Raw genomic sequence first — 14,151 nt, forward strand, 5'->3', positions numbered from 1 at the left:
TGAAGACGCTCCCAACAGGGGGCGTTTTTGATTTTCCGAACAAAAGCTGCTCAATTTTCTTAAAGCGCGCCTGAATCACCTTAATTTACAGTAAGTTACAAACAGGGGACTGACCCCTTTTCTGTGCCTTGAGGCAACTTTGGCCCCTCTGTCTGCCGATAATTCTTATGAGCGGGAGTCTCTGTCCCGTGGGGGAGTATTTATGATGGCAGGCGGAGAAGTACAGAGAGCAGCGCCGGATGCGACGGCCGGATCGTGCGCGCCTGATGTCTACGCCGGCGAAACGGTTGAGCAACAGTCCGTTCAGCCGGATGCAGCGGCGCCGGAGAGCTTCGACAGCGCGGGTCAGCCGGTGAGCGAGATGCCGCCGGAAGACGGCTTCGAACTCGTGGATCCGGAGCGAGAGACCCGGCAGATAGACTCGCCAAGGCGCGACTGGAAGGGTCTGGACAAGACGCTCTTCAAGAACAAGTGGTTCAGTTCCCTCTCCGATCAGGACAAGGAATACGTAAAGACGCGCGTGGAAAACCGCCTCTCGCAGCCCGGCTACGGGACCGATGTCGACGAGAAATCATACAGGAGGGCGCTCGCAGCAGAGAGGATGGCGCTCGAGGCCACGGACGCGAACAGGTGGAGCTCAGGCGATTCCTCCGCGCAGTTGACCATGGAGGACTACCTCAAGGAGCGCACAAAGCTCCTCGATAAGGAGAGCGGCAAGGCGCTGTCGACGCTCATGGACGCGAACCTCGATCCTGCGGAGGCGGTCGCGAACGGCAAAAGGGGAGTCGCGATCTACGAGAGGGGATACCTCGACGCAGTCTATCAGACCTCGGTGGAGCAGGCGGTCGAGGTGGAGATGCACGCTGCCGGGTTCCTCGGTGAGAAGGTCACGCGCCAGGCGCTCCCAGACATCGTGAAATACGGGCTCGCGGAGGTGAAGGGGGACGCAGCGCGACTGCCTGAGTTCATGCGCGAGGCGATGAGCGAGGAGTCGCTGAGAAGGCTGGCGATCGCGGCCGAGCGCGCCCTGAGCGACAAGCTTTCCGCAAAGCTCAAGGATGCCGCGAAGATGACCGCAAAGGGCGGCGTTACGTGGGGGATCGCGGAGGCTGCGGTTGGGGCCATGGGTGTTGAGAATCCGACCGCGAGATTCGCAGGCGTGATCTACCTCATGCACGGCCAGGGAGTGGCGATCGAAACAGTGATCAGGGCTAGGGCGGCTGCAAAGGCAGGCGGGACCAAGATCGGGACCGAGTTGTACAAAGAGATATCGAAACTCGCGCCGGGCGCAACCGCTGCCGAGAAGGCTGCATCCCTCGGCAAGTCCGTAGTCAAGGCGCCGATCGAGGCGATCAAGGGCCTGGGCAGCGGGCTCCTCGCATCCAAGATCGCGGGGCTTGCGGCAAAGGCGGCGGGCGCGGACGACACCACCGCAGGCCTGGTCTCCACGGCGGCATTTTTCTCGCCCCAGCCCTTGGCGAGGATCTTCGGCAACACGCGCGCAGCAGCGCTCGTCTCCCGCACCCCGCTTCCAAAGGTCGCGCGCGCAGCGGGCAATACCATGGTCGCAGGCCTTGCGGACGAGCTGATCTACAACGGCGTGGTGACGGTAGCTGCCGGCGACGACAGCGACTACGCCCTTGCAGTGTCCATGGAAAATACACAGATGATGGGCCAGGACTTCTGGACATCTGTGGAGAACATCCCGAATCTCCCGTGGTACGAGATACCGTTTGCAGCGAGCGCCGCTGTCCCCGTAGGTGCTCTCATGCTCGTCTCCGACCTGCTGGTGCCCGGCTTCACCGCAGGCGTCATGAAGAAGGTCTGCGACTGGAGCGATACCGGTTTTACCAGGGACATCGAACGCCGCTACATGGCCGAGGGAAAACAGAAGAGCAAGGCGATGGGCGAGGATCTGAAACGGCTGGTGGTGCACGGTATGGGGGACGAAAACGAGAATCCGGAATTCTATCAGGAGGTCAACCTCCATTACCTCGGCGGTATGGTTCATCCCATGAAGGATGAGCTGGTCAGGGAAAAAGAGGAGATGAGCTTTGACTTTGAGTTCGATGAGAAGAACGAAAAGAGGCTGAGGGCGATGGGCGAGGGGGAGATGCAATTGGAGATAGACGCTCATGTCATGTCGAAGATGGGAGAAGATAGATTCAGGCAGGCTGCTTCGGTCGAGTCCGCGGCGCGGATGCAGGAGGAACTCAAGTTCCTGCACATGATCGGTTACGACGGCGGCGAGGGCGCCTCTGCAAGGGAGATTGTGGACGAGCACGGGAGGGTGCTGGACGCCGACGCGCTCCTCACCACCTATGTGACGCCGCAGCTCGTCGAGGATGAGGGCAAGGACCCTGCCTTCAAGGAGATGGCGGATAAGGCAAAGGCGGAGCTCGATGAGAACAAGGTCATGGAGGCGGAGGCAAAGAAAGCGGCAGTGGCCTCGGATTACGAAGAGGGTGGAGACAGCTACTACTACAACGCGAACGAGGCAAAGCCCCTGATCCTGGCTGCGCGCAAGAGGGAACTCGTAATTAGGGCCCTCCAGACGCCGGCGGGCAAGAAGAAAGATGAGCTCATGAAGCTGGCTGCAAACGTCGGGTTGTGCGACGAGTCCGGCGAGTTTGTGCGTACTTCGGTTTACTACTCGGCGGTGGAGATGTTCGTCGAGGACGCCTATGCCCGCAATGTGGATGCGCTGAAGGACGTTGCGAACGCACGCTATAAAGAAATCAAGACCCGCTCTTACAATGCGGACAGCGAGAAGGAATCGCTGGAGATAGAAAAGGAGATGGACGTCATGGTCAAGGCCATGGAGCGGGGCGTGGAGATCGCCAGGGAAAGCATGAAAAAGACCGCACAGAAATGATTGTGTTTTTTTGGAAACGCCCATGCGCGCCCGAACGGGCGCGTTTTCTTTTGCACCGCCTCTCTCTTTGCGATAGATATCCGTCATCCCACCAAAGGAGATTCCGATGTCCAATCGATCGATCATAGGTATCTTAGCAGCAGTGATCGCATTCGCGATCTGTCTCATGGCCGGCCGGACGTCATTTTCAGCGAAAAAGGGGGAAGCGATGGAGGGCAAGGCAAGGGCCGTGATCTCGGAGTATCTGGAGAAGTACAAGCCGCTGGACCTGGGGCTCAGACGCGCCTGGTACGAATACAGCACCACGGGGGACAAGCGCGCCTCCGCGAGGCAGGGCGAGTTGGAACTCGCCATGAGACAGCTGGCCAGCGACAGGGATAGGTTCGGGAAGCTGAAGTCCCTCTACAAGTCGCGGGACAAGATCGAGGACCGCGTGGTCAGGCGGCAGGTCGAGCTCCTCTACCTCGTGCATCTGCCGAACCAGGTCGAGCCGGAGAAGCTCAAGAGGCTCACCGCGCTCGAGAGGCGCATCGAGGAGACCTTCAACGACTACAGGGCGGAACTGGACGGAAAGAAACTCTCGCCCGTGGATGTCGCGCACATGCTCTCCGACTCCACGGACAGCGCAAAGATCGAGCGCGTCTGGAAGTCCCAGGCGGGCGTGGGAAGGCTCCTTGAATCCGACTTCCGTGAACTGGTGAAGCTGAGAAATGAGATCGCGCGCGATCTGGGATACGCGAGCGCGCTCGAGCTCGAGGCGGTGGTCGCGGAGCTCGACCTCGGCATGCTGGATAAATTCTACAGCCAGGTGCGGAAGGCGACGGACAAACCATTCAAGAGGCTAAAGGAGGAGTACCTGGACCCGAGGTTGGCAAAGCGATACAACGTCGCCGCGGGAGATCTCAAGCCGTGGCACTATCAGAACGCCTTCTTCCAGGAGGCGCCGCCCGCCGCGTTCGGCAAGGTGGACTTCGACGCGTTCTACGCGAAGACCGATTCGAAAAAGGTGGTGGCGCAGACGATCGCGTTCTACGAGAGCATCGGGGTGGACATAAAGGGGATCGTCAAGAACTCGAGCCTCTACCCTGCGCCCGGCAAAAACCCTCACGCGGTCGCATGGCTCATGGACCCTGAAAAGCCGGGCAGCTCCGTGCTGATCATGAACCTGCCAAACCCGCCGACTCCGCCCAAGGCCTCGGAGGCCTCGACGTTAGTCCACGAGCTGGGACACGACATCAACTACGAGGCCATACTCGCCAACGGCTCGCTGCCGTATCTCCTTCGCGAGCCGACCATGCTGACCGAGGCGTTTGCGATGCTCATGGAGAACCAGACGCAGACCGCGGACTGGGTCACGCGGCTTGGCGTGCCGGAGAGAGAGGCGCGCGAGGCGGAAGAGACCGCGTCGATGATCGACTACGCGGACCAGCTGATATTCCTGCGCTGGTCCTCCACGATCTACTGTTTCGAGCGAAAGTTCTACGCAGACCCGGACGCCGATATAGGAGATCTCTGGTGGGAGTGCCGCGCGAGAAACCAGTTGCTCGACAGGCCGGAGGGCTGGCGCGAGCCGGACGCGTTGGCGAAATATCACATCCCGATCGTGCCGCCGCTGTACTACTCCAACTACGCGATCGGCCGCGTGGCCAACGTGCAGTTCGCCGAGCTCTTCGATTCGCGCACCGGCGGCGGTGGTTCTGCCAGCTTCTACGGACGCAGGGAACTGGGCGACTGGCTGATGAAGGACTTCCTGGCCCAGGGAAACCTCTATTGCTGGGACGAGTTTTTGAAAGCGCAGGCCGGCGAGCCGCTCTCGGTCGCGGTTTGGAAACGCCGCTATATCGGCTCGGATGCGGAGAAGATGCTGTACAAATAGAGGGTCACGATCATGGACCTTCAGCGCATCAATGATTTCGCGTGGCGCATACCCAAGCACGGCAAGATGCGCGTGGACGGGATCATCTTCGCCTCGCGCAGGATGCTCGAGGACATAAGAAAAGACGAGAGCGTGCAGCAGGTGATCAACGTCGCGTGCCTGCCCGGTATCGTCCGCGCCTCGCTTGCCATGCCCGACATCCACTGGGGCTACGGTTTTCCCATAGGCGGTGTGGCTGCCTTTGATGCCGAGGAAGGTATAATATCCCCTGGTGGTGTTGGTTATGACGTGAATTGCGGCGTGCGCCTCCTGCGCTCGGACCTTGCGGCCGAGGACGTGAGGCCGCGCATGCGCGAGGTCGTGAACCAACTATTCCGCGATATCCCCACCGGGATCGGCTCGCATCACAAGAGTTTCAAACTCGGTCCTGACGACATGAAGCACGTGCTCAAGGACGGGGCCGCATGGGCCGTGAAACACGGCTTTGGCGATGAGGGGGAACTCGCGCACATCGAATCCGCGGGCTGCATCCCTGGCGCCGACCCGCAGGCGCTCTCCGAGCGCGCAAAGCAGCGCGGCTGCGATCAGCTCGGCACGTTGGGTTCGGGCAACCACTTCGTGGAGGTCCAGGAGGTGGTGGAGATATACGATGAGCAGGCGGCGAACGCGATGGGGCTCTTCCCCGGGCAGGTGACGATCACGGTCCACACGGGCTCGCGCGGCCTGGGCCACCAGGTTTGCGAGGACAATATCGAGGTGATGCTCGCCGCTGCGCGCAAATATCACATAGAGCTCCCTGACAAGCAGCTCTGCTGCGCGCCGGTGGGTTCACCTGAGGGGAGACGGTACTTCGTCGCGATGGCGGCCGCGGCCAACTTCGCGTTCGCAAACCGCCAGGTCATCACGCACTGGGTGAGGGCAGCGCTCGAACACGCGCTCAAGATGGGGCCGGCGGACCACGGCATCAGACCTGTCTACGATGTCTGCCACAACATCGCAAAGTTCGAGGAACACATGGTTGGCGGCTCCTCGCGCAGGCTCTGCGTTCATCGCAAGGGCGCGACGCGCGCATATCCCGCGCACCACCCGGAGGTCCCGGCGATCTATCGCGAGATAGGACAACCGGTGCTCATCCCCGGAGACATGGGCCGCTACTCCTTCGTGCTCGTGGGCACTGACCGCGCCATGGAGGAGACCTTCGGTTCCACGTGCCACGGCGCGGGCCGCCTCATGTCCAGGCATGCGGCCAAACGCGCATGTCGCGGCCGCAATATCGAGCAGGAACTGGCGGCCCAGGGGATCCTGGTGCGCGGCGCCTCGCGCGACACCGTGGTCGAGGAGGCGCCGGAGGCGTACAAGGACGTGGCCGAGGTGGTGGACGCCGTCGCTGGCGCCGGGATCTCCAAGAAGGTGGCCAAGCTAAAACCCCTCGGCGTGATTAAGGGATAGTCCTCAACTGCTTGATATTTTTAATTATTTAGCCCTCTTACAGCATATGTCTCCCCCTGTTCCATCCGACGGCATAGCGATAATTTAGCAACAATATTTGGACCCGGCCGAAAAGTGTATGCGCTGATAATGGGAGAGCTTTATGGGCATCGCATCGCCGCCGAGGATCAATATCCCCCTCCTGATGAATCAGGTGACGGAGATCTCTCAAAATCTGGGTGTGGAGTTCACGCCTTATTCCAGGACGAGCCGGGGACTCGTCTATGCGCGGTTCGATCCGAACAACCCCCTCGCACAGAAGCCCCTGGATGTCCTGATCCAGACGAGGGAAGGGATCTCGCGCGAGAGTTTCTTAACGCGGTTTCCTTTTGATGTGGCGACCCATGCCTTTGCTGTGGAGTGGCGTGCGATGCAGGCCATCGTGGACGGGGCAGGCGGCGAAGCGAAGTTGCTCGCAGACATAGCGCAGGGCGACGATGCTAGGCGCCAGGCGGCCGCATCGAGGATGCAGTCCTCCCTGGCCCTGCCGGTGCCGGGAGTGAGCGCGGTTTCCGGAGAGGACGCACTCATCGGTTGTCGCAGCGCTTTCGTGGCGAACGTCAGATCCGCCATGCTCTTCAGCCTCCTCCTCGGTGAGTCGCACGTCGAGGTGGCCAATCGGTTCTTCCAGACGGCGGTCAATTCGATGCAGATGGGCTTCCCCTCGGCGGCTGCGATGTTCGCCGAGGTCGCGGCCGATAGGATTGCCGGCGTCGATCCGTTCTCGCCGGAAGCGCAGCGCATAAGATGGTATCGGTCGTTTGCGGCCAAGGCGTGGCGCCGCTCTATCGTCGCCTCGGATTCCAGGGAGTTGAGGAGGTTCAAGATAGACGGGGGGATTTTCAACAGCTGGTCCGACGAGAACCCGATGCTGGCGATCGAGCTCCACATGTCCTCCGATGAGCTCAACGCGAGACAGAGACTCTATGCCGAGGCCACCAGCGATATGCTGCGCGCGACGCGTCTGGTGTTGGAGAGGGGAGTGAAGGCCATCGGCGGTATAAAGGCTGTGGACGTTGCGGCCTGTTGCATGAACAAGGCGGTCAAATCAGCGGCCAAGGTTCCCGGGATGAAGAGGGAGTCGGTGGAGATGTTGCGCGAGCTGCACCGCCGGATGATCGGCGAGGCACCATGACCTATGTTTTTGAGCGGGTGATGGGAATCGCCGGCGCGCAGTACCCACGCGCCGGCACTTCATCATTATAGGCACTCCTTCGGAGTGCTTAAATCCTTTGAAGGTCGGAACCGGTGGCTTCGAGCGACACCACAACGCTCAAAAAAAGGACCCCAAAAGACGGGGTCCTTTTTTGAGCGGGTGATGGGAATCGAACCCACGTATGAAGCTTGGGAAGCTTCCATTCTACCATTGAATTACACCCGCTGATTTTTCAGGACCCCACGACTAGTGTATGTAAGTGATTGATTGCAATACTAGAGTGCGACCTGTGACAATTGAGCGCTGGAAGCAGCCAGAACTCATTATCAGGTCATTATTGGGTCAATATCGTCTCCTTTGTGGGAGCATTGTGGGAAAAAATCGTGCGCCAAGGATGGCTACGTTGACGCATTTAGAAATGCCTGCAAGGGGGTTCGCATGGCTGCGTAAATGGCCCTTATGGCGACCCAGAGGAAGAACTAAGGCAAAAAATCGCCAGGACGGCACTTGAACGCTTTTGCCAACTTGTAGAGAATCCTTATGGTCGTATTCGTAGTGCCCGCTTCAACCTTCTGATAGTGCTTCCAACTGACCCCAAAATCCTCCACATCCTCTTGCTTCAACCCTGCTTTCACCCGGCAGGCGCGGACTTGAAGCCCTACTCTTTTTAAAAGCTGATCTGTCTTCACCTTACGCCTCACTTATGCGGTGAAGACTATTGAACCTTGACAGGGAGTTACACCTCACATATGAGGTTATTTACAGCTTGCCACAATAACTAGGGAGGCACACATGCGAAATATATTCGTTGTCATATTGGCTCTTCTTCTCCTCCCTTCATGTGGCGGTTCAGAGGGTTCCGATCCTTCTTCGCCCGACCCAAGCGATACTACAGCATCTCTCATAGGAACTTGGGAACGGGTTGCCGAAGATTGTGACTGTATCATCGTTTCGTATCTCAAGTTTGAGGAGGTCAGCGGGAATATCTACGCCCAACATTCATCGGACAACAGCATTTTTAAGGATAGAATGATCGTGACGGAGAATGGCAGCGAGTTCACCTTCACCGGTGACAGCGACAATTTCTGGAATGATTGCGTTGTAACCTACGACGTTGAGTGCGGCGGGACGGCGACGGATGGAATGACGACTCTTCGCTTAGATTGCGAGGTCGATCATATTGGTTGCACCATCGACCTCAGCAAGCTCTAGCCAGCGCACACCACCCCTAGGGATTATACTTTATCATACGTATATTTTACGACAAATTTATGTCACCGGATGCCTATTTTTATTCATTGTTATTCGCATTATTCATAACTGTTTTATTTTTCATAAGGTTCCGTAGTAATCAAATGACTATCAAACATTTTTCATTGTATTATCGTATTACATTGAACTCTTGGAAATCTCGGAGTGAAGAGGGCTTCTACGATTCAGCGCCTGTGTCCAACCCCCACACCCTTTTGGGGCCTTAGATTCATGATTGAATTACATAACAGCACGATATACCGTTTCAGTATGGTGTAATTGAGAGGCACTGAAGAGATAGCAATCATGGTGATTGCGTAATGCAAGGAATGAAGTGGTCACCTGATTATGGAGCATGCGACCTGCTGTGCTGATACGAAAAGAGGAAAATCATGCGTCTTAAAACTCTGCTATTCTGTTTACTCTTTGCTGCAGTTCTTGGCGCTCCTGTCGTGGGCGTTTCCAGTGAAACGTCTTCTATAGACCAACTGCAGAAGCGAGCAGAGCAAGGCGATGCCAATGCGCAAAAAAATCTCGGGTTGATGTACCTCTTTGGCCAAGGTGTTCCTCAGGACTACGCCAAGGCAGGGGAGTGGTGTAGAAAGGCGGCTGAACAGGGAGATACCGATGCTCAGTACAATCTCGGAACAATGTACTTTAAAGGCGATGGCGTACAACAGAACTACGCGAAGGCGATGGAATGGTTTACAAAAGCGGCAGAGCAAGGATTGCCCGATGCTCAATATCACCTTGGAGCGATATACGCTAAGGGTAACGGTACACCTCGGGACTTCACTAAGGCAGCGGAGTGGTTCAGAAAAGCCGGGGAACAAGGTCATGTAAATGCACAGTATGATCTCGGAGCTATGTATGGCAGAGGGGAAGGCGTGCCTCAGGACTTTACCAAAGCGGCAGCTTGGCTCAGAAAGGCTGCGGAACAGGGCGATGCCAAAGCTCAATATAACCTTGGCGTGTTTTACTTTGAAGGTAAAGGGTTACCTCGTGATTTCGCCAAGGCTGTCGAGTGGTACCAAAAAGCGGCTGAACAAGGATATCTCAGCGCGCAGTTTAATCTAGGTGTGTTGTATGCTGAAGGCATAAGTGTACCTCAAGATTTTTCAAAAGCATTGAAATGGTTCAGAAAGGCAGCAGAAGAAGGCGATCCTGGAGCGCAGTATAATCTTGGGCGGATGTACGCTTTAGGCAATGGTGTCGCTAAAGATTATATTTTGGCCTACGCATGGTCTAATCTCGCCGCGTCTCAGGGAAGGGAGTCTGCGCGGAAACTGATAAGTCTCATCAATTTGAGTGCTGAAGAACTCGCTGAAGCACAGCGGCTTTCATCAAATTGGAAGCCAGGTCAGTCTTTGGAGCGTTGAAGGTATATTTTATGGATATATTTCAGCACTTAAAGGAACTGAGTTTGCTTCAAACCATTGTTCTCTTTTGTGTTGTTGGCACTGTCGGGAGTATAGTGTGGTGGTTAATTCAGTGGATAATCGTTGTAATCGCCGGACTATTACTAAGGGGAAAAAAATAATATTTCGGAAGGATGGAATTAACGCACAGGGCAAGCACTTGAGATTTCAAAAGGTACACCTTTTGAACCACGAAAACAGCTGAAAAGGGGGCAAGTAATATCAGGCGGTTAGGGGCCTCCTTCACCGAACCCTTTTGAAACAGTTGCCGAGAGGCCGTGGAAGGACTCTAAACCCTCCTCCACGCCATTCCCTTAAAACGTCGATTTCACGCAACTTCGCAGGCTTGACGGACGATAATATCTGTGGAAGATAACCCGCCATCCCCAATATCTGGACGGGTTGGTCGTCTTCTGTTATGCTTTACTTGGAGGTGAACGATGAGTGATTTCCTGTTTTCAACGCCTGATTTTTGGTCCGGATTCGCCCGTTCCCTCGATCTTGGGGGGACTTTTGACTCATATAACGTGAGCAAATCGGAAAAGGAAGCCGATACCCGCGCCCTTGAAAATGATTGGATGATCGTGGGGAAGAATATGACCAACGCAATGGCGGGGTTCGACAATGAGCAAAAACAAGAATAGGGGTCTCGTTCCGCAGCAGTATCAACCCTCTACACCACAAGCTCGTGCACAAACGCTAGTCGCACAACAATATTCTGGCCCGATTCCTCCGCCAGAAGCCATGGAAAAATATAATCAGATTTTACCTGGGGCAGCCGATCGTATTCTCAAAATGGCAGAGCAGCAGTCACAGCATCGGCAAGGGCTTGAGAATTCCGTGGTAAAAGGAAATCTCAGCCATCAAAGGTGGGGGTTAATCGTCGGAGCGATTATCACGATTGTCGTGACTGTAGCGGGAACGATTTTGGCTCTGTACGATAAACCGACTGAAGGTCTTATTGCCATTCTATCAATGATAGGGATTGATGCTGGAGTGTTTGTCTTTGGCAGGTTGCGACAGGAAAAGGATCGCGCGCAAAAGCTCGCTGAAATCGACGAAGCGAAGAAGGGAAATCAGTAGTCGCGGTCCCTCTACTTCTCCACATCAGCCCTTTTCCCCACACACGGCGCCATCCGGCGCCCCACCCCTTTAACGGTGGGTTTCTTTTGTTACTGTGAAGTCCTCTACACAGCGGCAAGCAGACGTGACATCGTGGCATGGGAGACACCTGCGAGAGCGGCCACCTGGCGCAAGGATTTGCCCTCAGCGCGCATCCGGCGGGCAAGGTCGAGGTCTAGGCTGGCCTTGGGCCGGCCGCAATGCTTCCCTCGGCTCTTGGCTGCCTTCATCCCTGCCTTGACCCGTTCCGCGATAATCGCCCGCTCAAACTCTGCCACGGCCCCGAGAAACGTAAAAACCATTCTGCCCGCAGGTGTGCCCGTGTCTATGGCCTCTTGAAGGCTCACAAAGGCGACGCTGAGGGTCTGTAGCTCGGACAAGATCGTGAGCAGGTGCGCAACCGAGCGCCCAAGCCGGTCGATCTTCCACACGGCTACGGCGCTGAATTTACCCCGTCTGGCATCAGCAAGCATTTCGTTGAGGGCAGGGCGGGACTCCTTTGCCCCTGAGATAAAATCCACGTACTCGCGATAGACCTCAATTCCCCGCGCCTGTGCGTATAGCCGGAGCGCGTCGAGCTGAAGATCGGCCTTCTGGTCGTCAGTACTTACTCTTGCGTATATCGCCACTCGTTTCATCATCCCCATTGGAAGCCCCCTTTCGATTGACATGGTGTTTATCATTGGTTACCATGTTAACGAATAGTCAACACGCCGTCAAGACAAATCGTTAATTGACAGTAAACTTCAAGGAGGCTAGATATGTTGCAAATGATAGCGTCGAGATTACAGCAAGTCATAGACAAGGGGTCCCATCAGGGGAAGAGCGACCGTGTGCTCGCCACAGAGCTGGGCATTAGCCACGTCGCTCTATGGAAGCTCCGCACGGGATGGAAGGATAAGGATAGCAAGCCCTACAATCCCAGCCTCGAAATGCTAGACCGGCTTTGCAAGTTCTTCAAGTGCAAGGTGGGGGATATTTTGGAGTATCGAAAAATGTAAACCCGCGCATAGGGGGTGAATCATGTCGCGCAAACAGTTGAAGGTGATCGCCTGGACGCTTTGGCTTATAGCTTTTGTATGCGCATTAGTTGCTTTTTCACATATCTACAATCCTAATTATCCGAGATGGGTTAATTACGAAGGAGGGGGACGGGGTAGATCGCGGTATGTGTCACCGTCAGAAACGGGCTATAGATATTCACCCGGGCCGGACAACGGTGCGGGCTGGGTCATCGGCATGATCGCATGTATTGGCGCAGGAATGTTTGTTAATATAGCAACCAAGAGAATGAGCGAGAAAGAGAAGTGAGATAAAGACGGGGCTAGGCCGACGGGCTGAAAAGCGGAAACCCTATCCGCCTGCCCCTTTCAGTTTTTCAGGGAGACCGTGAGGGGCGGGTGTCAAATACAACTAAATTTGCTCGGGCTTTGGCAAAAATCAGGAGCGACCCTGCCCGTGCTAAGCGCATTAAGACATTAGACCCAGATTGGATAAGATGGGTAAACGGGCGGCACCCTCGGCAGGTTGATACAGACAAACATATCCTGGGAATCCTTAAGCGCAATTCACTCAATAATGTCTCAATTGATGAGATAAAAATGGTTTGCGCAAGTGCCTATGAGAATTTCTTTAAGGAATTGAGGGAAAAACACAAATGGCAACATTTGCATATTTTGAGCACCGGGAATTTTTACGATTTTGAAAATAAGAAGTGGTGCTCCCAGCGACCAATGACTGCCGAGGAGATGGGGCGAGTCAGGGATTATATCTCCACACTCATTCTCTCTGATCCTGGTTGGGAATACCTCCAACAAACGAGTTTTGATCTACATTGTCTTACTGATACAATGAAAAAATTCCCTCTTAAAAAGATTTTGAGCAGAAAGGACTTGCATAAAAAGATTGTGAGTAAAAAGGCACCGCCGATAACATGTCCTGAAAAAGAGTGGGCTCAGGCGGATCGCTATTTGCAAGCTAACTTGAGCCACTATCTCATCCCTCGCGTCGATAATCCTGCCATACCAAGAAGCAAAAAGAACCCGGGCCTCGCAGAGGCAGCCAAGGCAACGCATGAAATTATGATGTGCTTTGGCGTCGAGTCCACAATAAAGGGCATAAAGGACTCATACCACGAGTTTATTAAGAGGTCAGATAAAGAGCGATTGATAAGTTGAAATGAGGATTTTTAATCGCTTTATATGCAGCGCGCCATAACTGCGGTAATTATGGCGCTATGAAATTCACGGCACAGTTTCGGGATTTTCTTAGGCGGTATCCAACCCCACTTTATCTCCTCGGGCCAGAGGTCGGCTTTCATCCTTCCAGGCTTTCTCAGCTTATTCATGGCGCTGACGTTAAGCGCACCCATGATATTCGCTATCGTCTGTTGATTAAGCGCGTCGGCTATCGCGGAGCAATTTTCGATGAGGCGAAAACCTCATAAACAAAACCCCGGCAGCTTGGCGGCGGACCGGGGCAGAAAGGAAATGCAGATAATGAATAACGTTAATTCAGGGACGTATCAAGAACTAACTTTCTTTGACCATGAAGTGGCAATTGTTGCCTTACATGTTTACCGCAGAAATGTTGTCGAACGTTGGAAATGGCTTGACCGCCTCGTTGCAGATCGCGCCTGCATACAGACGCAGATCGCTCGCAAACTGCATAACGAAGGCCGGTTGAGCGATGAAGACTTGAAGCGCGTATGGGCTGAAATTGATGAGCAGCTTTATGAATACGACGACGCTCCTCATGTGCTCTATCGGCGGGAACTGCTAGCAGAAATTGACACCACTATTGCACGTCTAAGGAAGGCAGCGCGGGCCGACCGTGAACAGCGAGAGGGGGCTTGCCATGCCGCATGAAATCGCGCCAACGCTTCAAGCTGCTTTGGAGCAACCCTGCCTAACAATCGCACACTCGTCTCTCAAGCGTGTATATGAGGACATGAGGGAGGCCGTGC

14 protein-coding genes and 1 tRNA gene are annotated in these 14,151 nt (G+C 55.3%); 12 read left to right on the forward strand and 3 right to left on the reverse strand.

Annotated elements, in window-relative coordinates:
• Positions 1-205 precede the first annotated feature (205 nt).
• The 4 genes from WC683_03765 (at position 206) to WC683_03780 (ending at position 7,374) form a co-directional block, all read left to right on the forward strand.
• On the forward strand, positions 206-2,875 hold the full coding sequence (locus WC683_03765) for a hypothetical protein (GenBank protein ID MFA4971703.1): 2,670 nt from the start codon (positions 206-208) through the stop codon (positions 2,873-2,875).
• Between the two features lie 106 nt (positions 2,876-2,981).
• A complete protein-coding gene (locus WC683_03770) occupies positions 2,982-4,751 on the forward strand; it encodes a M2 family metallopeptidase (protein ID MFA4971704.1) in 1,770 nt (589 codons plus the stop codon).
• Positions 4,752-4,763: 12 nt separating this feature from the next.
• Positions 4,764-6,200, forward strand: a complete 1,437-nt coding sequence (locus WC683_03775) for an RtcB family protein (GenBank protein ID MFA4971705.1) — start codon at positions 4,764-4,766, stop codon at positions 6,198-6,200.
• Between the two features lie 142 nt (positions 6,201-6,342).
• Entirely contained in the window at positions 6,343-7,374 is a 1,032-nt protein-coding gene (locus tag WC683_03780) for a hypothetical protein (GenBank protein ID MFA4971706.1), read from the forward strand.
• A gap of 175 nt (positions 7,375-7,549) precedes the next feature.
• Here the strand turns inward: WC683_03780 and WC683_03785 are convergent.
• Both WC683_03785 and WC683_03790 read right to left on the reverse strand, forming a co-directional pair.
• Positions 7,550-7,620 (reverse strand) — tRNA-Gly (locus tag WC683_03785).
• A gap of 254 nt (positions 7,621-7,874) precedes the next feature.
• A complete protein-coding gene (locus tag WC683_03790; protein MFA4971707.1) occupies positions 7,875-8,084 on the reverse strand; it encodes a helix-turn-helix transcriptional regulator in 210 nt (69 codons plus the stop codon).
• A 103-nt stretch (positions 8,085-8,187) separates the two neighbouring features.
• Here WC683_03790 and WC683_03795 point away from each other — a divergent pair, with 103 nt between their 5' ends.
• The 4 genes from WC683_03795 (at position 8,188) to WC683_03810 (ending at position 11,147) form a co-directional block, all read left to right on the forward strand.
• Positions 8,188-8,607: a hypothetical protein gene (locus tag WC683_03795; GenBank protein ID MFA4971708.1), complete on the forward strand. Its 420-nt coding sequence runs from the start codon at positions 8,188-8,190 to the stop codon at positions 8,605-8,607.
• 431 nt (positions 8,608-9,038) lie between these two features.
• The gene (locus WC683_03800) at positions 9,039-10,025 is read left to right on the forward strand and encodes an SEL1-like repeat protein (protein MFA4971709.1); all 987 of its coding nucleotides are present in this window, start codon (positions 9,039-9,041) and stop codon (positions 10,023-10,025) included.
• A 479-nt stretch (positions 10,026-10,504) separates the two neighbouring features.
• Positions 10,505-10,708 carry a hypothetical protein gene (locus WC683_03805; GenBank protein ID MFA4971710.1) on the forward strand — a complete coding sequence of 68 codons (204 nt, stop codon included), beginning with the start codon at positions 10,505-10,507 and terminating at the stop codon, positions 10,706-10,708.
• Complete coding sequence (locus WC683_03810) at positions 10,689-11,147, forward strand: DUF2335 domain-containing protein (GenBank protein ID MFA4971711.1); 459 nt, start codon at positions 10,689-10,691, stop codon at positions 11,145-11,147. Before WC683_03805 ends, WC683_03810 begins: the two co-directional genes overlap by 20 nt.
• 104 nt (positions 11,148-11,251) lie before the next feature.
• Here WC683_03810 and WC683_03815 read toward each other — a convergent pair whose 3' ends face one another.
• Positions 11,252-11,857, reverse strand: coding sequence for a recombinase family protein (locus WC683_03815; protein MFA4971712.1), 606 nt, complete (start codon positions 11,855-11,857; stop codon positions 11,252-11,254).
• A gap of 90 nt (positions 11,858-11,947) precedes the next feature.
• Between WC683_03815 and WC683_03820 the strand changes: the two genes are divergently transcribed.
• From WC683_03820 to WC683_03835, 4 genes are all read left to right on the forward strand, one after another.
• A complete protein-coding gene (locus WC683_03820; GenBank protein MFA4971713.1) occupies positions 11,948-12,187 on the forward strand; it encodes a helix-turn-helix domain-containing protein in 240 nt (79 codons plus the stop codon).
• A 22-nt stretch (positions 12,188-12,209) separates the two neighbouring features.
• Positions 12,210-12,497, forward strand: a complete 288-nt coding sequence (locus WC683_03825; GenBank protein ID MFA4971714.1) for a hypothetical protein — start codon at positions 12,210-12,212, stop codon at positions 12,495-12,497.
• Between the two features lie 89 nt (positions 12,498-12,586).
• Complete coding sequence (locus tag WC683_03830) at positions 12,587-13,363, forward strand: hypothetical protein (protein MFA4971715.1); 777 nt, start codon at positions 12,587-12,589, stop codon at positions 13,361-13,363.
• A 249-nt stretch (positions 13,364-13,612) separates the two neighbouring features.
• Positions 13,613-14,053 carry a hypothetical protein gene (locus WC683_03835; GenBank protein MFA4971716.1) on the forward strand — a complete coding sequence of 147 codons (441 nt, stop codon included), beginning with the start codon at positions 13,613-13,615 and terminating at the stop codon, positions 14,051-14,053.
• Positions 14,054-14,151 lie beyond the last annotated feature (98 nt).

The organism is bacterium (assembly GCA_041648665.1).
Taxonomy (GTDB): domain Bacteria; phylum UBA10199; class UBA10199; order 2-02-FULL-44-16; family JAAZCA01; genus JAFGMW01.

Excerpts from the sequence above, each read along its gene's own strand:
- WC683_03805 (MFA4971710.1), top strand. The coding sequence starts at position 10,505 with ATGAGTGATTTCCTGTTTTCAACGCCTGATTTTTGGTCCGGATTCGCC.
- WC683_03820 (MFA4971713.1), top strand. The coding sequence starts at position 11,948 with ATGTTGCAAATGATAGCGTCGAGATTACAGCAAGTCATAGACAAGGGG.
- WC683_03780 (MFA4971706.1), top strand. The coding sequence starts at position 6,343 with ATGGGCATCGCATCGCCGCCGAGGATCAATATCCCCCTCCTGATGAAT.
- WC683_03765 (MFA4971703.1), top strand. The coding sequence starts at position 206 with ATGGCAGGCGGAGAAGTACAGAGAGCAGCGCCGGATGCGACGGCCGGA.
- WC683_03800 (MFA4971709.1), top strand. The coding sequence starts at position 9,039 with ATGCGTCTTAAAACTCTGCTATTCTGTTTACTCTTTGCTGCAGTTCTT.
- WC683_03825 (MFA4971714.1), top strand. The coding sequence starts at position 12,210 with ATGTCGCGCAAACAGTTGAAGGTGATCGCCTGGACGCTTTGGCTTATA.
- WC683_03770 (MFA4971704.1), top strand. The coding sequence starts at position 2,982 with ATGTCCAATCGATCGATCATAGGTATCTTAGCAGCAGTGATCGCATTC.
- WC683_03795 (MFA4971708.1), top strand. The coding sequence starts at position 8,188 with ATGCGAAATATATTCGTTGTCATATTGGCTCTTCTTCTCCTCCCTTCA.
- WC683_03835 (MFA4971716.1), top strand. The coding sequence starts at position 13,613 with ATGAGGCGAAAACCTCATAAACAAAACCCCGGCAGCTTGGCGGCGGAC.
- WC683_03775 (MFA4971705.1), top strand. The coding sequence starts at position 4,764 with ATGGACCTTCAGCGCATCAATGATTTCGCGTGGCGCATACCCAAGCAC.
- WC683_03815 (MFA4971712.1), bottom strand. The coding sequence starts at position 11,857 with ATGTCAATCGAAAGGGGGCTTCCAATGGGGATGATGAAACGAGTGGCG.
- WC683_03810 (MFA4971711.1), top strand. The coding sequence starts at position 10,689 with ATGAGCAAAAACAAGAATAGGGGTCTCGTTCCGCAGCAGTATCAACCC.